This is a genomic window from Pseudomonas jinjuensis, from assembly GCF_900103845.1.
GTDB classification, from domain to species: domain Bacteria; phylum Pseudomonadota; class Gammaproteobacteria; order Pseudomonadales; family Pseudomonadaceae; genus Pseudomonas; species Pseudomonas jinjuensis.
Window position 1 is genome coordinate 65,938 of the sequence record NZ_FNIJ01000006.1, and the last position, 23,057, is coordinate 88,994.

25 protein-coding genes and 2 tRNA genes are annotated in these 23,057 nt (G+C 60.9%); 5 read left to right on the forward strand and 22 right to left on the reverse strand.

Translation table 11 applies throughout. The features are described 5' to 3' along the window. Positions 1–273: 273 nt before the first annotated feature. From BLR75_RS09975 to BLR75_RS26720, 6 genes are all read right to left on the reverse strand, one after another. Positions 274–1,470 carry a type II toxin-antitoxin system HipA family toxin gene (locus BLR75_RS09975; protein ID WP_084310739.1) on the reverse strand — a complete coding sequence of 399 codons (1,197 nt, stop codon included), beginning with the start codon at positions 1,468–1,470 and terminating at the stop codon, positions 274–276. Next, positions 1,470–1,721, reverse strand: a complete 252-nt coding sequence (locus BLR75_RS09980) for a helix-turn-helix transcriptional regulator (RefSeq protein WP_084310740.1) — start codon at positions 1,719–1,721, stop codon at positions 1,470–1,472. Before BLR75_RS09980 ends, BLR75_RS09975 begins: the two co-directional genes overlap by 1 nt. Positions 1,722–1,778: 57 nt before the next feature. Then, complete coding sequence (locus tag BLR75_RS27015) at positions 1,779–1,958, reverse strand: hypothetical protein (RefSeq protein ID WP_245726127.1); 180 nt, start codon at positions 1,956–1,958, stop codon at positions 1,779–1,781. Continuing rightward, positions 1,942–2,763: a type IV toxin-antitoxin system AbiEi family antitoxin domain-containing protein gene (locus BLR75_RS09985; protein WP_084310943.1), complete on the reverse strand. Its 822-nt coding sequence runs from the start codon at positions 2,761–2,763 to the stop codon at positions 1,942–1,944. The genes BLR75_RS27015 and BLR75_RS09985 overlap by 17 nt, the downstream gene beginning before the upstream one ends. Positions 2,764–2,814: 51 nt before the next feature. After that, positions 2,815–4,023, reverse strand: coding sequence for a hypothetical protein (locus BLR75_RS27020; RefSeq protein ID WP_245726128.1), 1,209 nt, complete (start codon positions 4,021–4,023; stop codon positions 2,815–2,817). Between the two features lie 292 nt (positions 4,024–4,315). Beyond that, entirely contained in the window at positions 4,316–4,552 is a 237-nt protein-coding gene (locus BLR75_RS26720) for a hypothetical protein (RefSeq protein ID WP_169720227.1), read from the reverse strand. A gap of 35 nt (positions 4,553–4,587) precedes the next feature. On the opposite strand from BLR75_RS26720, the gene BLR75_RS10005 reads away from it, so the two are divergent. Next, on the forward strand, positions 4,588–5,787 hold the full coding sequence (locus tag BLR75_RS10005; protein WP_084310743.1) for a tyrosine-type recombinase/integrase: 1,200 nt from the start codon (positions 4,588–4,590) through the stop codon (positions 5,785–5,787). 73 nt (positions 5,788–5,860) lie between these two features. Here BLR75_RS10005 and BLR75_RS10010 read toward each other — a convergent pair. The 10 genes from BLR75_RS10010 to BLR75_RS10060 form a co-directional block, all read right to left on the reverse strand. Continuing rightward, positions 5,861–5,937: transfer RNA gene (locus tag BLR75_RS10010), tRNA-Pro, on the reverse strand. 85 nt (positions 5,938–6,022) lie between these two features. Then, positions 6,023–6,379 carry a MerR family transcriptional regulator gene (locus BLR75_RS10015; RefSeq protein WP_084310744.1) on the reverse strand — a complete coding sequence of 119 codons (357 nt, stop codon included), beginning with the start codon at positions 6,377–6,379 and terminating at the stop codon, positions 6,023–6,025. Continuing rightward, a complete protein-coding gene (gene ihfA, locus BLR75_RS10020; protein ID WP_003090661.1) occupies positions 6,360–6,662 on the reverse strand; it encodes an integration host factor subunit alpha in 303 nt (100 codons plus the stop codon). The genes BLR75_RS10015 and ihfA overlap by 20 nt, the downstream gene beginning before the upstream one ends. Positions 6,663–6,665: 3 nt before the next feature. Continuing rightward, positions 6,666–9,044 (reverse strand): phenylalanine--tRNA ligase subunit beta, encoded by a 2,379-nt coding sequence (pheT, locus tag BLR75_RS10025; protein ID WP_084310745.1) that lies wholly within the window; start codon positions 9,042–9,044, stop codon positions 6,666–6,668. A 35-nt stretch (positions 9,045–9,079) separates the two neighbouring features. Beyond that, positions 9,080–10,096 carry a phenylalanine--tRNA ligase subunit alpha gene (pheS, locus tag BLR75_RS10030; RefSeq protein WP_084310746.1) on the reverse strand — a complete coding sequence of 339 codons (1,017 nt, stop codon included), beginning with the start codon at positions 10,094–10,096 and terminating at the stop codon, positions 9,080–9,082. 97 nt (positions 10,097–10,193) lie between these two features. Continuing rightward, complete coding sequence (gene rplT, locus BLR75_RS10035; protein ID WP_003099086.1) at positions 10,194–10,550, reverse strand: 50S ribosomal protein L20; 357 nt, start codon at positions 10,548–10,550, stop codon at positions 10,194–10,196. A 21-nt stretch (positions 10,551–10,571) separates the two neighbouring features. Further along, a complete protein-coding gene (gene rpmI / locus BLR75_RS10040; protein ID WP_084310747.1) occupies positions 10,572–10,766 on the reverse strand; it encodes a 50S ribosomal protein L35 in 195 nt (64 codons plus the stop codon). 60 nt (positions 10,767–10,826) lie between these two features. Next, positions 10,827–11,360: a translation initiation factor IF-3 gene (infC, locus tag BLR75_RS10045; protein ID WP_084310748.1), complete on the reverse strand. Its 534-nt coding sequence runs from the start codon at positions 11,358–11,360 to the stop codon at positions 10,827–10,829. Between the two features lie 17 nt (positions 11,361–11,377). Further along, on the reverse strand, positions 11,378–13,300 hold the full coding sequence (thrS, locus tag BLR75_RS10050; protein WP_084310749.1) for a threonine--tRNA ligase: 1,923 nt from the start codon (positions 13,298–13,300) through the stop codon (positions 11,378–11,380). Positions 13,301–13,548: 248 nt separating this feature from the next. Further along, entirely contained in the window at positions 13,549–14,382 is an 834-nt protein-coding gene (locus tag BLR75_RS10060) for an alpha/beta fold hydrolase (protein ID WP_084310750.1), read from the reverse strand. Positions 14,383–14,636: 254 nt separating this feature from the next. Between BLR75_RS10060 and BLR75_RS10065 the strand changes: the two genes are divergently transcribed. Beyond that, a complete protein-coding gene (locus BLR75_RS10065) occupies positions 14,637–14,987 on the forward strand; it encodes a histone-like nucleoid-structuring protein, MvaT/MvaU family (RefSeq protein WP_084310751.1) in 351 nt (116 codons plus the stop codon). Between the two features lie 438 nt (positions 14,988–15,425). Continuing rightward, positions 15,426–15,650 (forward strand): hypothetical protein, encoded by a 225-nt coding sequence (locus BLR75_RS10070; RefSeq protein ID WP_084310752.1) that lies wholly within the window; start codon positions 15,426–15,428, stop codon positions 15,648–15,650. A 93-nt stretch (positions 15,651–15,743) separates the two neighbouring features. Here BLR75_RS10070 and BLR75_RS10075 read toward each other — a convergent pair whose 3' ends face one another. Both BLR75_RS10075 and BLR75_RS10080 read right to left on the reverse strand, forming a co-directional pair. After that, complete coding sequence (locus BLR75_RS10075; RefSeq protein WP_090416050.1) at positions 15,744–17,801, reverse strand: TonB-dependent copper receptor; 2,058 nt, start codon at positions 17,799–17,801, stop codon at positions 15,744–15,746. A gap of 105 nt (positions 17,802–17,906) precedes the next feature. Continuing rightward, positions 17,907–18,275, reverse strand: coding sequence for a DUF2946 family protein (locus BLR75_RS10080; protein ID WP_084310754.1), 369 nt, complete (start codon positions 18,273–18,275; stop codon positions 17,907–17,909). 312 nt (positions 18,276–18,587) lie between these two features. Here BLR75_RS10080 and BLR75_RS10085 point away from each other — a divergent pair, with 312 nt between their 5' ends. Beyond that, a complete protein-coding gene (locus BLR75_RS10085; RefSeq protein WP_084310755.1) occupies positions 18,588–18,797 on the forward strand; it encodes a cold-shock protein in 210 nt (69 codons plus the stop codon). 266 nt (positions 18,798–19,063) lie between these two features. Here the strand turns inward: BLR75_RS10085 and BLR75_RS10090 are convergent. Continuing rightward, positions 19,064–19,140: transfer RNA gene (locus tag BLR75_RS10090), tRNA-Val, on the reverse strand. A 186-nt stretch (positions 19,141–19,326) separates the two neighbouring features. On the opposite strand from BLR75_RS10090, the gene BLR75_RS10095 reads away from it, so the two are divergent. Continuing rightward, positions 19,327–20,610 (forward strand): NAD(P)/FAD-dependent oxidoreductase, encoded by a 1,284-nt coding sequence (locus tag BLR75_RS10095; RefSeq protein WP_084310756.1) that lies wholly within the window; start codon positions 19,327–19,329, stop codon positions 20,608–20,610. A 44-nt stretch (positions 20,611–20,654) separates the two neighbouring features. On the opposite strand, the gene BLR75_RS10100 is transcribed toward BLR75_RS10095, so the two are convergent. The 3 genes from BLR75_RS10100 to BLR75_RS10110 form a co-directional block, all read right to left on the reverse strand. Then, complete coding sequence (locus BLR75_RS10100; protein ID WP_084310757.1) at positions 20,655–21,620, reverse strand: PA2778 family cysteine peptidase; 966 nt, start codon at positions 21,618–21,620, stop codon at positions 20,655–20,657. Next, positions 21,608–22,003, reverse strand: coding sequence for a PA2779 family protein (locus BLR75_RS10105; RefSeq protein ID WP_084310758.1), 396 nt, complete (start codon positions 22,001–22,003; stop codon positions 21,608–21,610). Before BLR75_RS10105 ends, BLR75_RS10100 begins: the two co-directional genes overlap by 13 nt. A 122-nt stretch (positions 22,004–22,125) precedes the next feature. Further along, positions 22,126–23,025 carry a formate/nitrite transporter family protein gene (locus BLR75_RS10110; protein ID WP_084310759.1) on the reverse strand — a complete coding sequence of 300 codons (900 nt, stop codon included), beginning with the start codon at positions 23,023–23,025 and terminating at the stop codon, positions 22,126–22,128. Positions 23,026–23,057 lie beyond the last annotated feature (32 nt).

Genomic DNA, 23,057 nt, shown 5'->3' on the forward strand with positions numbered 1-23,057 from the left:
CGACTTCGATGAGAGGAAAGGCTTTTGGAACCAATTCAAGCCCGCTATCGACCTTTTTCAGGAGCAGCTCTGATACGGCCAAGCGCGCTGCTTACGGCGCAGCAGCTGAGCGTGCTATCGAAAGTCAGCGCAAGGTACTCGACGAAGCGAAACGCATAAGAGAGTTGACTCTACTAGTACGACCGGTTGGAGGCCGACCTTGAGCGGTATGCGATATTGCGCTTAAAAACCTTTGGCGAAAGCCTGCCATATATCGAGGCCTGCACTGCCATTCTAGCCAAAGGTTTTCATAAACGGCTCAGCACAATGTCTGATTGCCGCGACCACATGCGGTGCTTGCTCGCCCAGTTCGGTTGAGCGTGCCAGTACCCGCTCAAGCGCGCTCAACTGCCCGCGGATTACTTCCTCTGGCCGCACTACATCACAGACTTGGGCGAAGTCCAGTAGCCCTTGGCGCGACGCAAAGAGCGATTTGTTGCCCACGAGATCCAGCGCTAATACGTCCCCAGGAATATAGGCAGTGGTGTTGACGATATCGTAGGCTGGGGCGAGCCGCGCGTCGCGCTGGGTCGGATTGGAATACAGCAGTCCGAAGTTTTTCAGATGAGCATCGCCGTTACCAACGATGCAGCTCAAGGTCACGATGGCGAAAAGCTGTGCCAGCGATTCTTGCACCTGCTCAGGCCCGCAGAACAGGCGTATGGCTTTGGCGATGGCCGAATAGCTCTTGCTGTACTTTTGCTCCGCAGCCAGCCCCATTAATGCGGCCATGTCTTCGAAGCCGATAGGATTGAGCTGCTTATCCCGGTCGAAGCGGCGCATGACGAACAGCTTGGCGTTATCGGAGAGGTAGAATTCCGGCACAGCAATGCCCACCTCCTTTGCCACGGACATGCAAAGAAACTCGTTGATCGCCAGCCCCGGAAACTCATCCCGACCGCTCTTGATGATCAGGTCAGAGGTTTTCGAGGTGAAGCGTTGTGGCGCTGAGTCCTGATGCTCCGGCACCAATACCTTAGGCTGAACGCCCGATATACCAGCACGTAGGATGTAGCGATCCACCAGGCCGGCAAAAATATCTTCTGCACCGTCCCAGGCGAGGATCTCTTCCAGTTTTTCTCCCGGAAACTGCTGCCTGCGCAACAGCGCATCGACCTCAGGCGAACTGACCGCCACCCGCCCGATAGGCGAACTGCTGCCAGACAGCGCCAACAGCAACATCGGGTCAACGTTCGCCACCTTGGCCAGACGGTTGCGCAGCTGCTCCAGGACGTAACCTTCAGGCAGGTTCATCTGGAAAATGGGGTGCAGCTCCCGATGGCGATATTCGTCCAGGCGCACCGGCATTAGCAAGCTGATCGCTGCCTGCGTCTTGGCGTCCTCATGGTAACGGAACAGATAGTCTGTGCCGCTGGTAAGAATCTTCCCGCTGTCACCCTCAGGCGTCACAACCTGCAGCACGGCCGTCATCAGTCGAATACTCCATTGATTTCGTCCAGAGTGGGCATGGCTGCCGGCACCACGTTGAGTTCAGAGTCGAGGGCGGCCAGCACTCTCGCATAGGCAATCATCCCCACCGAGAGGTCGCCCTTCTCGATGGCGATAACCTTTTGCCGGGTGATGCTCGCCAGGGAAGCGAGCGCGGCCTGCGTCAGCCCTCGATTCAGGCGGCGCTGCCGCAGCTGCTCGCCAAGTCGCTGTGTGATGAGGGTATAGTCCATGTTCTGTATACGAGACAACTTACGTTATATGTAACGTATACCGAACCAGCGGAGAAATCAAAGCGAATGGGCTGATAAGACCAAGAATTGACGCTGCCCGGCCATGTAGCGAACCAACGTTAAGCTCTCAAACAAGTTGATCGCCGCTGCAAATCGCGGTTCCTTCGCCAAGGTCGGCAGAATGTCCACCACCAATAACTGGACGCGATCGTTGTAGCGTTTACCCAAGGTGCTCATCAAGATCCGCCGGCAAGGTTATTTGGTAGGTTGGGTTCAAGCGACCACCGGGAACCAGGCAACGCTTTCCCTTCCCTAGATAGACGCCGTCCAACGAGAGATGATCCACCCAGGCGTGCTGGTGGCGTTCTGCGAGGGCTAGGAACAAGCGCTTGGCTTTTATGCTGGAGCAATGTCGCAGCAGCATGCTTACCCTTTGGGGACGAAGGTTGTCCGCGCCCTGCATCAGCGCATCCACTTCATAAACGAGCGACGCGTCTGACACGCCATCACACAACTCGAGGATTGCGCGCTCAGGTGTCGCGACTACGATGCGGCCGCGGTCGCCATCAGCATCCACCCACTCGAGCCCAAGCCCCCTTAGGGCTTCGTCATCCATGTCGGCCTGGAATGACAATGCCGACAGATTGAATGGGCTTTTGCCGCACAGCACCACCTCAGCCTTCAAGGGAAGTTTTTCCACCCAGCCAGGGAGGCTTCCAGGGCCATATAGAGTGACCCTCTCACGCTCGCCCAACCGCAGGTAGTGCTCGTGCCCATGCCAAGCCAAGGCAAAACGCCCGCCAACATGCAGCGGCAATCGCTCTCCTTCCTGCAGCGCGTGCACTACAGCAGCCCAGGTGAGACGTCCGCCTCGTCGTTGATATATTCCACGCGCAGGCGATTCCAGCCAGCCGCTCGCGATATATCGCGCTACCAGGTTGCTGCTGTAGCCATGAGCCTTCAACCAGCCACTGGATACCAGGTCGCTGTCGCCGAGCCCTGCAAGCAAGGAGTTTAGTTTTTCAGATTTTTGCACACTCATAGTGAGCAAAATTTAGTTTTTATAAACCACACAAGGAACTCTTGAACATTGCTATAGGCGCTCCCTAGGCCCCTTCCATTCCAGCAACGCCTGTAGCGGATCCAGCTCGCCAACAAGCTCACGCGCTTGGGCGAGCTTGTCCATCGCAATGCATCGCTCGGTTTCGGGCAGATTCGATACGGAGCTCTCCGCATCACTGAAAAAGGCCTGGATCCGCTTTATGTCATCCCACTGCTTGATGGCACACAGCAAGTCAGCCCTCGCCTGCTCCCTTGCCTCGTTTTGCAGTCGAATCCGTTCTCTTTCCTCGAGCCGGCATAACTGCTCCCTCCACTCCTGCTGCCGAATCCTGGCCTGCTCCTCGGCCTCTTCTACCAATCGAGCAATTACAGGCGCGGCGTCTGTGAGCTGCTGAACGATATCATCCAACTGGCCACGCAGCTGGCTTTGCTTGACCTCCTTCCAACTTTGAGACCAATCCGCACCTGGGTAGGGAGAGAAAGCCCTTATGCATAGACGGCCCGTCGCGAAGTCCATTCGGGTCGTCCAGTTCCAGGTTGAACTCAAGCGGCGCAGTTGCTGCGCCGAGATCTTAGAGGTAGGGATGTACTCACCATCGATATTCCGAGCCTCCAATTCCTCAGTCATCTCAAACAGTGTCAGCCCGATGGCAACCGTCCCGACGAAAACCACTGTGGGCTTGGAAGGTGACCACAACGCCGGATACCGGTGCTTTGGTTTCTTGGGTGGGTGCTCATGCTCATCAAACGAGGCACGGGCATAGGTGCGGTCACTCGGAGCAAACATCACGCGATGACCAGCAGCCTCCAGCTTGAGAAACAGCTGATTAGCCAGCTTGAGGGCAGGCTCCAGTTGCGGTTTGGTCACCACAACATCCACCAGGCGCTGCTTCCCGGGCTTGAGGAAGCCCTGGTCGATGACGCGCCCCCGCTCAAAGATTTCATGCGCCCCCACGACAACAGGATGCTGCCTTGATCGTGATATGCGGAGCTGTTCGGGTTTTATTTTGCGCGGTGCGGGTGCCTTCGGTAACGGTCGAGAAACAGCACCAAGAGCATCTCCCCTGCGCCAGACCTGAAGATCACCAGGCCCAGCCTCAGGCAGCGGTGGCTGAGGACTTGGCATTCCATTCTCCAGCTTTACCCAGTGTCCACGCGGCGGCCGCGGGACATTCATGCGGGCACACACGCGCGCCAAGAAGCTGGAAGAAACATGGTGGTGATCCGCGATCTTGGTCATGGGACGCCGCCACACCTCTGCGTACATCTCCTCACGACTGACCGGGCCACCAGGGCTGGAACCAGGTTGCTGGGATACCTCTTCGGAAGACACGCTTCAATCCTTAAGCCTGAGATCGCCGGACCAGCCAACGACTGACCCTACGTCACGATCCATCAGGTCAAACCGAGCCAAAACGGTTGTTGTACCAAACCCTCCGCAGCCCCCTCCACCACGTTGTTCACCCAGCGAGCAGCGAACAGCATCTGCAGCACGGATTAGGGCCGATAAGGAGGCGACATTCATGCCCGCATCATCTGAACAGATAGCCGCACGCTTGATCACCTGCCCACCCCGAATCCTGCGAGCCAGTGCGGCCCCCGCCTACCTCGGCATGTGCCGCACGGAGTTCAACAAATCCGTCCGGCCTTACGTGCGGGAATTCCGCATTGGAGTGCAAGGTATCGGCTTTGATCGCGAAGAACTGGATGCCTGGGCAGACGCCTACATCGACCGGGCCATCATTGAAAAGGAAGGTGCCAAGGGACATGATCACTCCCGCAGCGAGCGCCAAGGAGAAAAACCATGGCGCGAAAAACCATTAGCGGCCTCTACCAAAGGAACGGGATCTGGCACATCGACAAGGTCTTCAGAGGTCAGCGAATTCAGGAAAGCACTGGATCAAGCGATAGGAAGGAGGCAGAGCAGTACCTGATACACAAGCTGGAGAAGCTCCGGGAACAGAAGATCTACGGCGTCCGCACGATCAGAACCTGGCGGGAAGCCGCTACGCGTTACCTGGTCGAGTACAAGGATCAGCCGTCGATAGGCCTCACAGCCATCTATCTGGAGCAGTTGGACCCTTATATTGGCGACCAGCCTCTGACTCATGTCGACGACGAGACCCTGGCTCCCTACATCAGGGATCGACTCAAGAGCACCAGAACCAGCGATGGCAAGTTGAAGCCTGGAGTTTCACACCGCACGGTGAACATTGCCCTGGAGCGCGTCATACGCATTCTGAACCTGTGCGCCCGAAAATGGCGTGATGAGCAGAAGCGTCCCTGGCTCGACGTAGTGCCAATGATCACCAAGCTGGAAGAGAAGAAAACCAGACGCATGCCCTACCCGATGTCATGGGAAGAGCAGTCCATTCTCTTCGCCGAACTGCCCGATCATTTGCGCCGCATGGCCCTGTACAAGGTCAACAGCGGCTCACGCGAGCAGGAGGTCGTGAAGCTTCGCTGGGATTGGGAGATACCAATCCCAGAGCTCAACACCAGCGTGTTTCTCATACCGGCGAATTTTGGTGGTCGACATGAGAGTTCCGGGGTCAAGAACGGCGACGAGCGGCTCGTGGTGCTCAACAACGTGGCCAAGTCGGTCATCGAGGGGCAGCGCGGGCTGGATCCGATCTGGGTGTTTCCTTACGGACAACCCGATCGACATGGTAGGGCCACTCCCGTTCATCGGATGAACGACTCGGCATGGAAGAAAGCCCGGGTTAGAGCCGCGAAGAAGTTCCAGGAACGCTTTCTGCGCCCTGCTCCACCTGGGTTTGCTTCGATCCGCGTTCACGATCTGAAGCACACCTTCGGTCGAAGGCTGCGAGCAGCGGGTGTGACGGAGGAAGACAGGAAGGCTCTGCTGGGCCACAAGAACGGCAGCATCACCAGTCACTACTCAGCCGCCGAGCTGGGCAAACTGATCGATGAAGCCAACAGGATTTCGGCTACCGACTCGCGCGGGCCGGCCCTGACAATTTTGAGGAGGATGGCAGGATGAAAAAAGTCCCGCAAAAGTCCCTGACACAAAAAAGCCTGATCATCACTGACCAGGCTCTAATGTAGGGATTTGTTGGTCGGGACGGAGTGATTCGAACACTCGACCCCTTGCACCCCATGCAAGTGCGCTACCAGGCTGCGCTACGCCCCGACAATGCTTACAAGTCTCCTTGGAAGCGGATCGCACTATACCTCAAGCATTTCTGCCCGGAAAGCGCTTTTTTCATTTTTTTCAGCTACTTGCGCAGCACCTGCAGGACATCTTCCAGCTCGGTGATCATCTGCCGGATGAGTTGCTTGTACTGCGTGACATCCTCGCGGGCGTCGTCGCTGGAGAGGCGCTGGCGGGCACCGCCGATGGTAAAGCCCTGGTCGTAGAGGAGCGCGCGGATCTGGCGGATCATCAGCACGTCCTGGCGCTGATAATAGCGGCGGTTTCCGCGGCGCTTGACCGGGTTGAGCTGTGGGAATTCCTGTTCCCAGTACCGCAGCACGTGCGGCTTCACCGCGCAGAGATCGCTGACTTCGCCGATGGTGAAGTAGCGCTTGCCCGGAATTGGCGGAAGCTCGTCGTTATGACTTGGTTCCAGCATAGGCCTCAACCCTGGCTTTCAGTTTCTGCCCTGGACGAAAGGTGACAACGCGACGGGCCGTGATCGGGATTTCCTCTCCCGTCTTTGGGTTGCGTCCGGGGCGCTGGCGCTTGTCGCGCAGGTCGAAATTGCCGAAACCGGACAACTTCACCTGCTCGTTATGCTCCAGCGCCTGGCGGATCTCTTCGAAGAAGAGCTCCACCAGTTCCTTGGCTTCCCGCTTGTTCAGGCCCAGCTCTTCGTATAGACGTTCGGCAATTTCAGCTTTCGTCAGAGCCCCCATACGCTACTTCCTTAACGTGGCGTTGAACCTTTGCTCCAGCGAGGCGACGATATTTTGCGTAGTGGCATTCACCTCGTCATCGTTAAGAGTGCGTGATGGATGCTGCCAGGTCAAGCCGACGGCCAAGCTTTTTCTAAGCGGATCAATGCCTTTTCCGTGATAGACATCAAACAGCCTGAGGTCGGTGAGCCACTCCCCTGCGCTCTCGCGGATCGCTGCGAGGACGAATTCCGCCGGGGTGTCGCGGTCCACCAGCAGAGCGAGATCGCGGCGCACTTCAGGGAATCGGGACAGTTCGCTGAACTTCGGCAGGAGCCCGCGCGCCACTTCGGCCAATACCAGCTCGAAGAGATAGACGGGGTGATCCAGACCCAGCACCTTGGCCAGCTCGGGGTGCAGCGCACCGAGATAGCCGACCAGCGCACCATCGCGCTCGATCCGGGCGGTCTGTCCCGGATGCAGTGCCGGATGCTCGCCGGGCACGAAGGTGAACGCTTCCAGGGCGCCAGCGCTGCCAAGAAGCGCTTCCACATCGGCCTTTACGTCGAAGAAGTCGATGCTGTCGCGACCGTTGGCCCAGCCTTCCGGCTGACGGCTGCCGCAAACGACGCCAGCCAGCATGTTTTCCTGCTTCAGGCCTTCGAGTTGGCCGATGAAACGCAGGCCGCTCTCGAACAGGCGAACACGGGGCTGCTGGCGATTCAGGTTGTGCTGCAGCGACTTGATCAGGCCCGGCCACAGCGAGGCGCGCATCGCCGCCATATCCGCGGAGATCGGGTTGGCCAGAGTCAGCGGCTTGACGCCAGGATGGAACAGCTCGAACAGCTTCGGATCGATGAAGCTGTAGGTGATCGCTTCCTGATAGCCACGGGCGACCAGCAGGCGGCGTAGTGCCGGCAATTCAGCCTGGGACTCGGATTTGGTGTTCGGCGCCAGGCGTGCCTGCGGATAACGGACCGGCAGACGGTTGTAACCGTACAGGCGGGCCAGTTCCTCGATCAGGTCGACTTCCAGGGACACGTCGAAGCGATGGCTCGGTACACCTACCTGCCAACGCCCCTCTCCATCGGCCTGAACCTCGAATTCCAGCGCAGTCAGCAGGCGCTCGATTTCGGCTGCATCCATATCCATGCCGAGCATCTGCCTGACGCGCTCGGCACGTAGCGTCACCGAGCTTGCCGCCGGCAGATCGGCTTCGCTAACCTGCTCGACAATCGGACCGGCCTCGCCGCCGACGATCTCCAGCAGCAGGGCAGTCGCCCGCTCCATGGCACGGCGAGCCAGTTGCCAGTCCACGCCACGCTCGAAGCGATGGGAAGAGTCGGTATGCAGGCCGTAGGAGCGCGCCTTGCCAGCCAACGCGATGGTGTCGAAGAAGGCACTTTCCAGGAACAGGTCGCGGGTCTTGGCGCTGACGCCACTGTGCTCGCCACCCATCACGCCGGCTATCGCCAGCGGGCGCTCGTGGTCGGCGATCACCAGGGTGTCGGCACGCAGGGTGACCTCCTGACCATCCAGCAGGACGAGCTTCTCGCCCTCTTCCGCCATGCGCACGCGGATGCCGCCCTTGATCTCGTCCAGATCGAAGGCATGCATCGGCTGGCCCAGTTCAAGCATCACGTAGTTGGTGATGTCCACAGCCGCATCGATGCTGCGGATATCCGAACGACGCAGGCGCTCGACCATCCACAGCGGGGTCGGACGACTCAGGTCGACGTTGCGAATCACGCGACCGAGATAGCGCGGACAGGCCTTGGGTGCCCGCAGTTCGACGGGACGCACTTCGTCATGAGCCGGCGCTACGTTGTCGATCTGCAGCGGAGTGACGTGAGCGGCGTAAAGCGCACTGACTTCGCGCGCCAGGCCGCTGAGCGACAGGCAATCGCCACGGTTCGGCGTCAGGCCGAGCTCGATGGTGACATCGTCCAGTTGCAGGTAAGTGCGAATGTCCTGCCCCACCGGAGCGTCCGCAGCGAGTTCCATCAAGCCGGAGTTGTCGTCGCTGATCTCCAGCTCTTTCGCCGAGCAGAGCATGCCGTTGGATTCGACGCCGCGCAGCTTGGCCTTCTTGATCTTGAAGTCGCCCGGCAGTTCGGCACCGATCATGGCAAACGGAATCTTCAGGCCCGGGCGCACGTTGGGCGCGCCGCACACGACCTGGAAGGTTTCGCTGCCGTTGCTGACCTGGCAGACACGCAGCTTGTCGGCATCGGGGTGCTGCTCGGTGGCAAGCACTTCACCCACGACGATGCCGCTGAATACGCCCGCGGCCGGAATCACGGCATCGACCTCGAGGCCGGCCATGGACAGACGAGCCACCAGCTCGTCACGGGAAACCTGCGGATTTACCCAGCTCCGCAGCCACTGTTCACTGAATTTCATCCTGCTCTCCTAGAATTCGTTGACGTTCGTGCGGCCTAGCGGAATTGCCCGAGGAACCGCAGATCGTTGTCGAAGAACAGGCGCAAGTCGTTCACGCCATAGCGCAGCATGGCCAGGCGTTCGACGCCCATACCGAAGGCGAAGCCCTGATACTTCTCCGGATCGATGCCGGACATGCGCAGCACGTTCGGGTGCACCATGCCGCAGCCCATGACTTCCAGCCAGCCGGTCTGCTTGCATACGCGGCAGCCCTTGCCACTGCAGATCACGCACTGAATGTCGACTTCCGCCGAAGGCTCGGTGAAAGGGAAGAAGGACGGGCGGAAGCGTACTGCGAACTCTTTCTCGAAGAACGCGCGAAGGAATTCCTCGATGGTGCCCTTGAGGTCGGCGAAGCTGACGTCCTCGTCGATCAGCAAGCCTTCCACCTGGTGGAACATCGGCGAGTGGGTCAGGTCGGAGTCGCAGCGGTACACGCGGCCCGGGCAGACGATGCGAATCGGCGGCTTCTGGCTTTCCATGGTGCGGACCTGTACCGGCGAGGTATGGGTGCGCAGCAGCATGTTCGCATTGAAATAGAAGGTGTCGTGCATGGCACGAGCCGGGTGGTGACCCGGAATATTGAGCGCTTCGAAGTTGTGGTAGTCGTCTTCGACTTCCGGACCCTCGGCCACTTCATAGCCGATGCGGGTGAAGCACTGCTCGATGCGTTCCTTGGTACGGGTGACCGGATGCAGGCCACCGGAAGACTGGCCGCGACCGGGCAGGGTCACGTCGATACGCTCGGCTGCCAGCCTTGCCGCCAGGGCTGCGCTTTCCAGTTCGGACTTGCGCGCGTTCAGGGCATCCTGAACCTTTTCCTTGGCAACGTTGATCAGCGCGCCGACTTTCGGGCGCTCCTCGGCCGGCAGGTCGCCCAGGGTCTTCATCACCTGGGTCAGCTCGCCTTTCTTGCCGAGATAATGAACCCGGATCTGCTCCAGGGCGTTGACGTCTTCGGTGTGTCGCACAGCCTCCAGGGCTTGGGAGACCAGCGCGTCCAGGTTTTCCATGTACCAACTCCAGATACAAAATAGGGGAAGAGCGGTTAGGCTCTTCCCCTATCGGTGACGTTACGTCCGAGCCGAAACTCGGTGATTGTCTTAGGGCTTAAGCCAGGCTTGCCTTAGCTTTTTCGACAATCGCGGTAAACGCCGCTTTTTCGTTCACAGCCAGATCGGCCAGTACCTTACGGTCGATCTCGATGGCCGCCTTCTTCAGGCCGGCGATCAGACGGCTGTAGGACAGACCGTTCTGACGAGCACCAGCGTTGATACGGGCGATCCACAGGGCGCGGAACTGGCGCTTGCGCTGACGGCGGTCACGGTAGGCATATTGGCCAGCCTTGATTACCGCTTGCTTGGCAACGCGGAACACGCGCGAACGTGCACCGTAGTAACCTTTGGCGAGCTTCAGAATTTTCTTGTGACGGCGACGAGCAATGACGCCACGCTTAACACGAGCCATTTATAAATCCTCTACCAGAAATCAACGCAGACGCAGGGAGCGTTCTACACGACGCACGTCGGAAGCGGCGAGCAGCGAGCAGCCGCGCAGCTGACGCTTACGCTTGGTGGTCATTTTGGTCAGGATGTGGCTCTTGAAAGCGTGCTTGTGCTTGATGCCACCAGCAGTCACTTTGAAGCGCTTCGCAGCGCCACTCTTGGTCTTCATCTTTGGCATGTTTGGTACTCCGCATTCGTTAACAACTGATAACCATCAGGCCTGCCAGTGCCCGGGAGGTTATTTACGCTTCTTGGGAGCGATGACCATCATCAGCTGGCGTCCTTCCAGCTTGGGATGCTGTTCAACGGCACCGTATTCAGCAAGGTCCTGTTCGACCCGCTTCAACAGTTCCATGCCCAGCTCCTGGTGAGCCATCTCACGACCACGGAATCGAAGCGATACCTTGGCCTTGTCCCCTTCGCTAAGGAAACGTACCAGGTTGCGTAGTTTTACCTGGTAATCCCCTTCTTCCGTCCCTGGACGAAACTTGATTTCTTTGATCTGTTGCTGGTGCTGATTCTTCTTGGCCGCAGCAGCCTGCTTCTTCTTCTCGAACAGGTGCTTGCCATAGTCCATGATGCGGCAGACAGGAGGTACCGCATCGGCAGAAATTTCTACCAGATCCAGCTTGGCGTCTTCAGCATAGCGAAGCGCCTCATCGATAGAGACCACGCCAATCTGAGCGCCGTCGGCGCCAATCAATCGAACCTCTCTGGCCGAGATGTTCTCGTTGATCGGGGGCTTGGGTACCGCTCGCTTATCCTGCCTCATTTCACGCTTAATAATATTTACTCCGAGTCTTGGCGACCACGCCGGGATACCGTCCGAGCCAGCAGCTCGGCGAACTGGGAAACCGGCATCGAGCCGAGGTCTTCCCCTTCGCGCGTACGTACAGCGACGGCTTGCGATTCAACTTCCCTATCACCGATGACCAGCAGATAGGGAACCTTGAGCAAAGTATGCTCGCGGATTTTAAAGCCGATTTTCTCGTTTCTCAAGTCGGACTTGGCACGGAATCCGCTTTCCTCCAGACGGCGAACCACCTCCTCGGCGAATTCGGCCTGCTTGTCGGTGATGTTCATCACCACAGCCTGGGTCGGAGCGAGCCATGCCGGGAACGCGCCCTCGTAGTGTTCGATGAGCATGCCGATGAAGCGTTCGAAGGAACCGAGGATGGCGCGATGCAGCATCACCGGGTGCTTGCGGCTATTGTCCTCGCTGACGTACTCGGCGCCGAGGCGCGTCGGCAGGTTGAAGTCGAGCTGCAGGGTACCGCACTGCCACACGCGGCCGAGGCAGTCCTTGAGGGAGAACTCGATCTTCGGACCGTAGAAGGCGCCCTCGCCCGGCTGCAGGTCCCACTTCAGACCTGCATGATCCAGCGCGGCCGCCAGCGCGGCTTCGGCCTGATCCCACAGCTCGTCGGAACCGACGCGCTTGTCCGGACGAGTGGACAGCTTCAGCTCGATATCGGTGAAGCCGAAATCGGAATAGACATCCAGGGTCAGCTTGATGAACGCCGCGGCCTCGGCCTGCATCTGCTCTTCGGTGCAGAAGATGTGCGCATCGTCCTGGGTGAAGGCGCGCACGCGCATGATGCCGTGCAGCGCACCGGACGGCTCGTTGCGGTGGCAGGCACCGAACTCGGCCAGACGCATCGGCAGCTCGCGGTAGCTCTTCAGGCCCTGATTGAACACCTGCACGTGGCACGGGCAGTTCATCGGCTTGATCGCGTAGTCGCGGCTTTCCGATTCGGTGGTGAACATATTCTCGGCGTAGTTGGCCCAGTGCCCGGATTTCTCCCACAGGCTGCGATCGACCACCTGCGGAGTCTTGATCTCCAGGTAGCCATTCTCGCGCTGCACCTTGCGCATGTACTGCTCGAGCACCTGGTAGACGGTCCAGCCGTTCGGGTGCCAGAACACCATGCCGGGCGCTTCTTCCTGGGTGTGGAACAGGTCCAGGCGCTTGCCGAGCTTGCGGTGATCGCGCTTCTCGGCCTCTTCGATACGCTGGATATAGGCGGCCAACTGCTTCTTGTCGGCCCATGCGGTGCCGTAGATGCGCTGCAGCTGCTCGTTCTTCGAATCGCCGCGCCAGTAGGCGCCGGAAATCTTGGTCAGCCTGAAGGCCTTGAGGAAACGGGTATTGGGCACGTGCGGACCACGGCACATGTCCACGTATTCCTCGTGGTAGTAGAGGCCCATGGCCTTCTCGTCGGGCATGTCGTCGACGAGGCGCAGCTTGTAGTCCTCGCCGCGGGATTTGAAGACCTCGATGACCTCGTCACGCGGAGTCATCTTCTTGATGACGTCGTAGTCCTTCTCGATCAGCTCCATCATGCGCTTCTCGATCGCCGCCATGTCTTCCGGCGTGAAAGGGCGCTCGTAGGAGATGTCGTAGTAGAAACCTTCGTCGATGACCGGACCGATCACCATCCTGGCGGTCGGGTACAACTGCTTGACCGCATGACCAACCAGGTGCGCGCAGGAGTGGCGGATGATCTCCAGCCCCTCTTCGTCCTTCGGCGTGATGATCTGCAGGGACGCGTCGCTGTCGATCAGGTCGCAGGCATCCACCAGGCGGCCGTCGACCTTGCCGGCGAGGGTCGCCTTGGCCAGGCCTGCGCCAATGGATTGAGCCACCTCGGCCACGCTGACCGGGCGATCGAAGGAACGCTGACTACCGTCGGGAAGAGTAATGATGGGCATGGCGCCTCCTCTCCTAGTGGTGACCCCTACGAAAGGCCACATGGGTTGGGATGTGCCAGTAAGCGTCGCCCGCCGGGCATGCCTGCCTCACAGTGGCAGGCGCCTGTTCGGCACCCTGCGCTGACGCGCGCGGACGGAGATCACTGGAAAGAATTCGGTGAACATCTCGCGGACCGAACCGGCCCGCGAAAAGGCGCAATGGTACTGCAACTTTGCCGAACTGACGAGCGGCACATCGGGCGACCGGATCAGAACTGCCCGATGAATTCCAGAACCGCCCGATTGAAGGCCGCCGGGCGCATCGCATTCATGCCATGGGAAGCGCCGGCGATAACCTTGACGCGGGCATCCGGCAGGCTCCTGCGCAAGGCTTCGGCGATGCCCGGGAACGGCACCGGACTCAACTCGCCACTCAGCAGCAAGACCGGCACCGCCAGGCCCGCCAGCTCCCGGCGCCCCAGCGGCGGCAGTTGATCGCGAACCTGGCCGACCAGGGTCATCGCGTTGTCCGCCGCCATTTCGCGAAAGTGCTTCGAGGAGCGCGCCCAGATACCCTGGCCGCTGACGGTATCGATAAACAACCGCAGCCCTTCCTCGATATCGCCCTGCTGGATCAACTGCAGCGCCCGCGCCCTGAACTGATTGCGCTCACCCGGGGAAACCGGAGGCTCCAGGCCTGCGAAATGAAACACCTCATCGGCGAAATCGCCGCCGGGATCGGCCAGCGAGAGCGTGCGCAAACGCTCGGGCGCCGCCAGCGCCGCGCGCAGACAGATATTGCCGCCGCGCGAGTGACCGAGCAGATGTACCGGCTCACCCAGCCGATCCAGCAATTCCAGCAGGTCGTCCACATGCTGCCGGGTGGAAAAATCCCCGCCGCGCCCATCCCAGGCCTCCGGGTAGTAATGCCGCAGGCTCGGTACGATCAGGCGGTAGTCCTGCCCCAGCCCGCGCATCTGCCATTGCCAGTAGCGGTAATCGCACAGCGAACCATGCACCAGCACCAGCGGCACCCCTTCCCCCTCGTCCAGGCAGGCGAGTTCATAACCGTTGACCCTATACGAAAAGATCGTCGAGCCCATCGAACACCTTCGACAACTTGTTTATCGGATAGCCGACCCGATCAATCACCCACAAATCGAGTGGAATATTGCGCGGCGCCGTATTATCCATGCCGACCGCGATATGTGCCAAATTGCCCGACCCACGATAATGGCCGGATATTTATCGCCCTTGAATGGAGATTCAAAACTCAACCGAACAATCAGAGTTGACGTATTCCCGTACAAACTTGGAAAATCGGTTGATAACTCAAACACAACCCTGGGAGTGAACGATGTCCAAACTCGCGGAATTCCGTGCCGCCGAACGCCTGCTTCAAGAACAACTCGCCCTGCTGGAAAAACTGAAAAGCGACAGTTCCCTGAAGAAGGAACTGGAATTCAAGGACAAGCTGCAGTCCCTGATGGACGAGTACGGCATGAATCTGCGCAACGTGATCGAGATTCTCGACCCGCATACCCCGGTCGCCGCGGAACCCGTACAACAGCGCCGCAGCCGCCAGCTCAAGGTCTACCGGAACCCGCACAGCAGCGAAACCATTGAAACCAAAGGCGGAAACCACAAGACCCTGAAAGCCTGGAAACAGCAATACGGCGCAGAAACCGTGGAATCCTGGCTGCAGTAATCCCCGGCCACCCCGCGGCAGATCGAGCGCTGTCGCGGGAATATTCGCCCTAGCAATAATCAGACCAACGGCAACGACCAAGACTTTCCCCGACCATCGATAGTCGGTTAGAATCGCCCCCTGCGAATATCGAACAGAAGACCGCCCCTCCCAGCAAAACCCTCTTCCGGGCATTCAACTGGGCACCACAGGGCCACGGTCAGCGCACTTTCCCGCGATTCAATTCCTCCCCGGCCAATCCGGAATGGACTGGGATATCGCCACCAGCGAAAAGCGCCCCGCCCAGGACTGACGCCAACCGGCAAGCATCCTGACCCCACACTTCCAGTTACCATTCGCTGCCATATTCCGGTCACACAATCCTTGCATTCTTGCACCGGAGCTTTTTACGTTTTATGCGGTCCCAGTACCGTTGAATATGAACACGAGAACGACAATATGAAGACTTCCATTCAGATCCAGGAGGCGATCGGCACTCTCACCGAGGCATTCGCCCCGCTCCATTGCATCATCATGGCCAAGCGCAAAGACAGCTTCAGCTTCACCCTGGTGAACGAACACGGCATCGCCCGGCACAGCGAACGCCTGTACCCCCAGCAATACAGGGACCCGCAGCCGCTGCAGGCGGTGATCGAGCGCGTACAGAATTCGCTCACCGCCTGAGAGGCGCGGAAAAGAGCCCCTGATCCTCCAGGGGCCTTGATTCCTCTCGACGACGTCCACCTGGCCGACAGCCGGCCGCCCTTCACAACGACATCAGAAACTCAGATCCAGCCTTGTCCACAGGGTCCGCCCGGGCTCGTCGATCGCCACGGCCTCGGCCGGATAGCCGAATCCGGCATTGCCGGCGAGATTGAGATGCTCGGCGTAATCCTTGTCGAACAGGTTGTCGATACCGGCACTCAGCTTGACGTGCTCGCTGACCCGATAGGCGCCATTCAGGGAAAAGACGCCGAAGCCCGGGCTCTTGTCGAAATCCTGGCCGACCACGTTGCCCTTGCCCTCGGCCACCCGATTCTGCTCCGCCACCAGGCGCCACAGGGCGCCGGCACTCCAGTCATCGCGCTCGTAGGTCGCCCCCAGGCGAACCTCCAGCGGCGGCATCTGCGGCAAGGCTTCATCATCCGAGCTGTTCTTGCCCCAGGAGTAGGCCAGGGTGGCATCGGTCTTCCAGTGCTCGTCGAGGCGATAGCTGGCGCCCAGCTCGCCACCCATGATGCGCGCATCGATATTGTCGGCGCTGGAGCGGCGCATGCCCCCCATGCCGCCGGTGTAGTCGAACAGGATGAAATCGCGCACCTGGCCGACATAGGCGGAAGCCCAGGCCTGCAGGTCGGCTCCTGAATACTGCATGCCGATGTCGAGCTGAGTGGTCTTCTCCGGCTCGATACCATCGAACGCATTGACGCTGCCCGCGGGACCGGAATTCGGCGAGAACAGCTCCCAGTAATCGGGGAAACGCTGCACATGACCGAGGCCCGTATAGAAAGTGGCAGGCATGCCCGCCAGATCGTGCTCGTAGCGAACGAAGCCGCTGGGCAAGGTGTCTGCACGGGTTTCGTCGGCCGTCGGATTGGGCATGCTGCCCATCATGCCACTGCGGACCTGCCGGTAATCCTTGGCCGAAGAACGATCCAGACGCACACCGCTCACCAGACGGTCACGCTCGGCGGCATACCAGGTAGCCTCGGCGAACGCGCCGTAGCTGTGCATCACTGCATCCTTGTCCCAGGGGAACCGATCGGCATCCGTATAGCGGCCGCTCATCATGTCGTAGGCGGACTTGCGCCCACGATGCTCGCTGCGCAAGGCGTCCAGGCCAGCGACCAGCTCCATCTCGCTCCATTTGAAGGTGGCAGCGAAACGCCCGCCCAGGGTGCGGCGGTCGACCTCCGAGGCCATCGGCATGGGCATCATGCTGGCCGGATCGGGCGTGCGCAGGCTGAAGTTGTCCATCACGTGGTCGGCGTAGTTGTAGTAGAGCTGCGCCTCCAGCTTGTCCAGGACACCGCCCAGATTGGCCTTCTCGAAGCGCAGCCCCAGGCTGTCCCGCTGGAACTGCGCGCCATCCATGCCACGCCCGGCGTAGCGCGCCTCGCCATCGCCCCGCCCGGCGCTGAGTTCCACGACGGCGTCGGCATCCGGAGTCCAGCCCAGGGCCACGTCGCCATTCCATTTCCGCCAGCGCGAGGGCACGGTATCGCCATTCCCATCCTCGTAGTCATCGGCCTGCGCATGATTGCCGATCACGCGCAGATAGCCCCGCTCGCCACCGACGGCGCCATCCACAAGCTTGTCCAGGCGCCCGTTGGAACCGGCCAGCAGACTGCCGCGAATGCGACTGCCAAGTTCGCCGAAACGCTCGGGCTCGCGCTCGAAAAGCACGGTGCCCGCCGAGGCGCCAGGGCCCCAGAGCACGCTCTGCGGCCCCTTGATGACCGTCAGCTTGTCGTAGGTTTCCGGCGCGATATAGGAACTCGGCGCATCCATGCGCGCCGGGCATGCGCCGAGCATCAGGCCGCCGTTGGTGCGCAGGTTCAGGCGCGAACCGAACATCCCGCGCAGCACCGGATCGCCATTGGTGCCGCCGCTGCGGATGGCGGAGAAGCCGGGAATGGTCTTGAGGTAATCGGTGGCGTCGCTGGCCGGCACCGGCTGCCGCGCCTCCCGCGGATCGGCCACGATGGTCAACGGCGAACTCTGCTGCACGGCGGTGATCACCGTGGGCGGCAGTTCGATCTCGTCCTTCTGTGGATCATCGGCCAGGGCGGATGCGGAGATGGCCAGCGCCAGGGCCTGGAAAGCGAACGGCATGCAGCGGCCGGCGCGCGCCGGCACGAAAGAAAGGTATTTCATGGGACTTTCCTGAAATTCAGAGACAGCGGAACGCCCTCGCGACGAGGGCGAGTTGCGATGAACTCAGGAAATCGCTGGCGGAGCCCGATTGGGCGGCGCGACCAGGAACGGCGGCGCCAGGCCGAGCGGCTCGGCGAAGCGCGGACGCTGGACCGCCTGGACCAGCGGCGGCGGTGGCGGACTGAAGAGGAAGCTCTGCAGGACAGCCACCTGCACGCCACACTGGGCACAGGGCAGCTGCGGACTGATGGAATCGTCCTTCTCGCCAAGCTGCCACTGCATCCCCTGCGAAGTGCACATGAGCATGAAGCCGTCCGCGCTCATCTGCGGCAACGCCCACAGCGGCATGCTCACACGCAGGAGCATGCCCACCAGGGCAAAGGCATAAAGCCAGTCGCGGAAATTTCGGCTTAGCGGATTCAGGGTCAGCATCCTTCTGAATCCGCGCATTCTAGAGGCGCGAGCAGCAAACGCCTGCCAGACACGGTGTCGCAGGAGGCCGAGAAGCAAATCGGCGGGCGCTTTGGCGAAGGTGTTCGACGCCGAGGGCGGGCGAAGGGCCGGTCAGCCTTTATCAATGACTGTCCGCGAAAGCGCTATGCTTAACCCGCTGCCTGCCCTGTTTAGTGGTTCCGTCCTGATGCCCAGTCTGCTCGATCGCCATCTCCTCGGTTTCCCTTCACTTCGCATCCAGCCCCGGCCAGGCCTCCTGCCTGCACCTCTCACCCCCTGGAGATTCACACCATGGCAAATCGCCAAACCGGTACCGTCAAATGGTTCAACGCTGAAAAAGGCTTCGGCTTCATCACCCCGGAAAGCGGGCCGGACGTGTTCGTTCACTTCCGCCAGATCGAGACCACCGGCTACAAGACCCTCGACGAAGGCCAACGCGTCAGCTTCATCGTGACTGCAGGCGCCAAAGGCCCGCAGGCCGAGCAAGTACAGATTCTGTAACGAGGCTTCAACGCAAGGAGTTCCGCATCGCATTGCGGGGCTTTTTGCTGTCTGCGCGATCTGGATTGGCTGGGATTTCTACGTGCAGGCACCGATGGGCACGCCAAGTGGGAGATGACCAGAAGGGTCATAAGGAGAAGCAGATCGAAGATCAGCGCACGCGGGTCAGCTTGAAGAATCCGGGGCGTTTTCCCAAGATTTTCCCAAAACAAAAAGGGCGATCCTTTCGGATCGCCCTTCAAGTACCGTCGTAGACGGCTTCGATTTGGTAGGCACAATTGGACTCGAACCAACGACCCCCACCATGTCAAGGTGGTGCTCTAACCAACTGAGCTATGTGCCTGTCGATGTGGGCGCATTCTACGCGATGAAATTCATGCGTCAAGCGCTTTTTTCAGCTAACCCTATGAAAAAGTGAATTTTTTTATGTTCGGCCGGCCGTCAAAAATTTTGCACAGCCTCTAGCCGACCGATTCGGACTCGGGTAGCATCGGCACATCTCGTAAAAAATAACAAACACAGGTGCAATATGCCGCACACTCCATACCCCTCCTCCTACTATGCTGCGTCGGCCAATCCGGTCCCCGCTCGCCCCGAGCTCAAGGGTGAGACCGAAACCGATGTGTGCATCGTGGGTGCTGGTTATACCGGCCTGTCGACCGCCTTGTTCCTGCTGGAAAACGGCTTCAAGGTCACCGTCCTGGAAGCCGCCAAGGTCGGCTTCGGCGCGTCCGGGCGCAACGGCGGGCAGATCGTCAACAGCTACAGCCGCGACATCGATACCATCGAACGCACCGTCGGCCCGAAACAGGCGCAGCTGATGGGCCAGATGGCCTTCGAAGGCGGCCGCATCATTCGTGAGCGCATCGCCAGGTACGACATCCAGTGCGACCTGAAGGACGGCGGCGTGTTCGCCGCGCTCAGCGCCAGGCAGATGGGCCACCTGGAAGCCCAGAAGAAGCTGTGGGAGCGCTACGGCCACACCCAGCTGGAGCTGATGGACGCCCGCCGCATCCGCGAAGTCGTGGCTACCGACAGCTACGTCGGCGGCATGCTCGACATGAGCGGCGGCCACATTCATCCGCTGAACCTCGCCCTGGGCGAAGCGGCGGCGGTGGAATCCCTCGGCGGCGTGATCCACGAGCAGAGCCCGGCGACCCGCATCGAGCGCGGCGCCAATCCGGTCGTGCACACCCCGCAGGGCCGCGTGAAGGCCAGGTTCGTGGTGGTCGCCGGCAACGCCTACCTGGGCAACCTGGTGCCGGAACTGGCTTCCAAGGCGATGCCGTGCGGCACCCAGGTGATCACCACCGAGCCGCTGAGCGACGAACTGGCGAAGAGCCTGCTGCCGCAGGACTACTGCGTCGAGGACTGCAACTACCTGCTCGACTACTACCGGCTGTCCGGCGACAAGCGCCTGATCTTCGGCGGCGGCGTGGTCTATGGCGCACGCGATCCGGCGAACATCGAGGCGATCATCCGGCCGAAGATGCTCAAGGTCTTCCCGCAGCTGAAGAACGTGAAGATCGACTTCGCCTGGACCGGCAACTTCCTGCTGACCCTGTCGCGCCTGCCGCAGGTCGGCCGGATCGGCGACAACATCTACTATTCGCAGGGCTGCAGCGGCCACGGGGTGACCTACACCCACCTGGCCGGCAAGGTCATCGCCGAGGCCCTGCGCGGCCAGGCCGAGCGCTTCGACGCCTTCGCCGAACTGCCGCACTACCCGTTCCCGGGCGGCCGGCTGTTCCGCGTACCGTTCACCGCCATGGGCGCCTGGTACTACAACATGCGCGACAAGCTGGGCGTGTAGCCCGGAAAGACGAAAACGGCGCCTGAAATGGCGCCGTTTTCGTTTCAGCTATCCGGACAGGCCGGCAACACCTCGCAGCGACCGCCTCCTGCAGCTCCCGCGGCGGGCAGCGTGGAAAAGCGGCTGTCCAGCGGCGCCAGTTGCCGGGCGCATTGCCCGGCCTCCTTCGCCTGCACGGCACATCCCTTCTCTCCCAGCACATTGGCCAGGTTGTACCAGGCCGCGGCGAAGTCCGGACGTGCCGCCACGCTATGGCGCAAGGCCTGCTCCGCCTCGCCCAGGTCGCCGGATGCGTAGCGGGCATTGGCCAGGGCGAACCAGCCGACCGGATCGTCCGGCCAGGCGCGGGTCGCGCTCTGGTAGGCCTGGGTGGCCAGCGCCGGGCGGCCGGTTTCTTCCAGATCATGGGCGGCCTTCAGCCACGGGGTCGGCTCGGCCGTCGCGGGGAGACGATCCGTCGGCACCGTCACCACGGCCCAACGGTCGCTGCGCACCCAGGTCAGGTCGAAGCTGGTGAAGTCGATCACCAGCCGTTTGGTGATGCCCGAGCGCAGCACCAGTTCCTTGCGATCGAGGTCGTAGCCGACCACCACCGCGAAATGCCACATCGGCAGCCAGTCGAGCCCCTGGTTCTGCAACACCAGCACCGGATTGCCGGCCGCCACTTCGCTCAGCACATCCTCCAGCCGCGGCCGCAGCGGATAGACCAGCATCCCCTGCTCCCGCGCCGCAGCCACCAGCTCGACCTGCAGGCTGCCCTGGCGTCCGGGCAGATACACCCGCTCCTTCAGCTGCCGTGGAGTCACCCGTACGCCGCGCTGGTTGAGCATGGTGGCGAGTGCCGCCGGGCCGCACTGGAACTCCTGCTGCGGGAAGAACTGGACATCGCTCAGCTCGACGCGCGGCGGCAGCTCCGAGGTTTCCGGCGGCAACTGCGGCGTTCTCGCGCAGGCTCCGAGGAGCGCTGCAGCGAGAACGACGGCGAGGCCGCGCGGCCTCAGCGCTGGCATCTGACGAAGGTGAAGATATGGGTGATGCACAGCAGGTCGGTGATCACGAAGATCAGCAGTACCAGGAGGATGACCCCGACGATGCCGCCAGCCGGTGCCTTGTCCAGCTGCTGGTTGAACTGCGCCAGCTCTTCATTGGTCAGGCTGCTGATGCGCTTCTCGACCACGCTGCGCTCGACGCCCAGCTCCTTCAGCTTGTTCTGCACGCCCTCGTCGTCGAGCATCTGCAGCAGTTGCTGGCGGTCATAATGCTGCGCCTGCGTCTGCAGTACCTCGGCCGTCCCTACCATCGAAGCCTGCGCCACCGGCACCTGGACCACCAGACCCAACTGCGCGAAGGCCAGGATTGCCGCAATGCTTCTCATCTTCTTTGTTATGGTCATTCTTGGTCACCTCCTCATTGGACCGGCTCGTAGACCCGCGGACGTACCCTTGGTTCCGCCGCGGGGGCATCAGCTCTACGTCCTGAGCTGAAGATTAGGTCCCTCCACGAAGATTGCGTCGCTCAACTGACGTCGCTCCGAATCTGCGCGTGGCTTATGAGGGCGAAAATCACGCTGCCGCCGATGATGTTGCCGGTCAGCGTAGGCAGCGCGAAATCGATGAAGTAGGCCTTCCAGTCCACTTCGCCGGCCCAGACCAGATAGCCCGCTTCGCAGGTGCCCACCACGATGTGGCTGAAACCACCCAGCGCCATCACATAGGTCACCAGAAGGATGATCCAGACCTTCGCATTCTCGGCTGCCGGCACCAGCCAGACCATGGTGGCGATCATCCAGCCGGACACCATGCCCTTGGAGAGCATCTGCGCGCTGTCGTTCTTCATCAACTCGCGGCCGATTTCCAGGAAGGCCTCGTCGGTCTGCGCATCGAAGATCGGCAGATGCAGCATCGCGTAGGCGAACGCCAGCGCGCCGATCACGTTGCCGATCAGCACCACGGTCCACAGCCGCAGCAACTGGAAGGCCCGGTACCCGGATGGCTCGCTCATCAGGGGCAGCACGGCGGTCAGGGTGTTCTCGGTGAACAGCTGCTGGCGCGCCAGGATGACCGCCAGGAATCCGACCGGATATCCCAGGCTGGTGACGATGACTGCGCCGTCATGCTCCGGCAGCCTGGCGCGGAACAGTCCCATCGCCATCAGCGAAAGGCCGATGGTCAGGCCGGCGGCCAGTGCCGACCAGCCAAGCGCCGCGACCGTGCGCTCCAGTTCGTGATTGCCCTGCACGCGGATGACTTCGTGCAACACCAGGGCTCGTGGCGGCTGACCTTCCTTGACCGCCCTGCGCTCTTCCGGGGAAAGATCGGCGGCCGTGTCCGCATTCCCGTCTTTCCGGTCGAGTTCGAAATCGGAGGGGGCTGGCTCAGCGAAGGCAGGTGGCGGCGAAGTCTTGCGGTTTCCCATTGGGCAGCCTCCAGGCGCGGTAATAGCTTAGG

Coding starts and splice junctions, on each gene's coding strand:
- BLR75_RS09975 (WP_084310739.1), bottom strand. CDS start 1,470: ATGACGGCCGTGCTGCAGGTTGTGACGCCTGAGGGTGACAGCGGGAAG.
- BLR75_RS09980 (WP_084310740.1), bottom strand. CDS start 1,721: ATGGACTATACCCTCATCACACAGCGACTTGGCGAGCAGCTGCGGCAG.
- BLR75_RS27015 (WP_245726127.1), bottom strand. CDS start 1,958: ATGAGCACCTTGGGTAAACGCTACAACGATCGCGTCCAGTTATTGGTG.
- BLR75_RS09985 (WP_084310943.1), bottom strand. CDS start 2,763: ATGAGTGTGCAAAAATCTGAAAAACTAAACTCCTTGCTTGCAGGGCTC.
- BLR75_RS27020 (WP_245726128.1), bottom strand. CDS start 4,023: ATGACCAAGATCGCGGATCACCACCATGTTTCTTCCAGCTTCTTGGCG.
- BLR75_RS26720 (WP_169720227.1), bottom strand. CDS start 4,552: ATGTCCCTTGGCACCTTCCTTTTCAATGATGGCCCGGTCGATGTAGGC.
- BLR75_RS10005 (WP_084310743.1), top strand. CDS start 4,588: ATGGCGCGAAAAACCATTAGCGGCCTCTACCAAAGGAACGGGATCTGG.
- BLR75_RS10015 (WP_084310744.1), bottom strand. CDS start 6,379: ATGCTGGAACCAAGTCATAACGACGAGCTTCCGCCAATTCCGGGCAAG.
- ihfA (WP_003090661.1), bottom strand. CDS start 6,662: ATGGGGGCTCTGACGAAAGCTGAAATTGCCGAACGTCTATACGAAGAG.
- pheT (WP_084310745.1), bottom strand. CDS start 9,044: ATGAAATTCAGTGAACAGTGGCTGCGGAGCTGGGTAAATCCGCAGGTT.
- pheS (WP_084310746.1), bottom strand. CDS start 10,096: ATGGAAAACCTGGACGCGCTGGTCTCCCAAGCCCTGGAGGCTGTGCGA.
- rplT (WP_003099086.1), bottom strand. CDS start 10,550: ATGGCTCGTGTTAAGCGTGGCGTCATTGCTCGTCGCCGTCACAAGAAA.
- rpmI (WP_084310747.1), bottom strand. CDS start 10,766: ATGCCAAAGATGAAGACCAAGAGTGGCGCTGCGAAGCGCTTCAAAGTG.
- infC (WP_084310748.1), bottom strand. CDS start 11,360: ATGAGGCAGGATAAGCGAGCGGTACCCAAGCCCCCGATCAACGAGAAC.
- thrS (WP_084310749.1), bottom strand. CDS start 13,300: ATGCCCATCATTACTCTTCCCGACGGTAGTCAGCGTTCCTTCGATCGC.
- BLR75_RS10060 (WP_084310750.1), bottom strand. CDS start 14,382: ATGGGCTCGACGATCTTTTCGTATAGGGTCAACGGTTATGAACTCGCC.
- BLR75_RS10065 (WP_084310751.1), top strand. CDS start 14,637: ATGTCCAAACTCGCGGAATTCCGTGCCGCCGAACGCCTGCTTCAAGAA.
- BLR75_RS10070 (WP_084310752.1), top strand. CDS start 15,426: ATGAAGACTTCCATTCAGATCCAGGAGGCGATCGGCACTCTCACCGAG.
- BLR75_RS10075 (WP_090416050.1), bottom strand. CDS start 17,801: ATGCCGTTCGCTTTCCAGGCCCTGGCGCTGGCCATCTCCGCATCCGCC.
- BLR75_RS10080 (WP_084310754.1), bottom strand. CDS start 18,275: ATGCTGACCCTGAATCCGCTAAGCCGAAATTTCCGCGACTGGCTTTAT.
- BLR75_RS10085 (WP_084310755.1), top strand. CDS start 18,588: ATGGCAAATCGCCAAACCGGTACCGTCAAATGGTTCAACGCTGAAAAA.
- BLR75_RS10095 (WP_084310756.1), top strand. CDS start 19,327: ATGCCGCACACTCCATACCCCTCCTCCTACTATGCTGCGTCGGCCAAT.
- BLR75_RS10100 (WP_084310757.1), bottom strand. CDS start 21,620: ATGCCAGCGCTGAGGCCGCGCGGCCTCGCCGTCGTTCTCGCTGCAGCG.
- BLR75_RS10105 (WP_084310758.1), bottom strand. CDS start 22,003: ATGACCATAACAAAGAAGATGAGAAGCATTGCGGCAATCCTGGCCTTC.
- BLR75_RS10110 (WP_084310759.1), bottom strand. CDS start 23,025: ATGGGAAACCGCAAGACTTCGCCGCCACCTGCCTTCGCTGAGCCAGCC.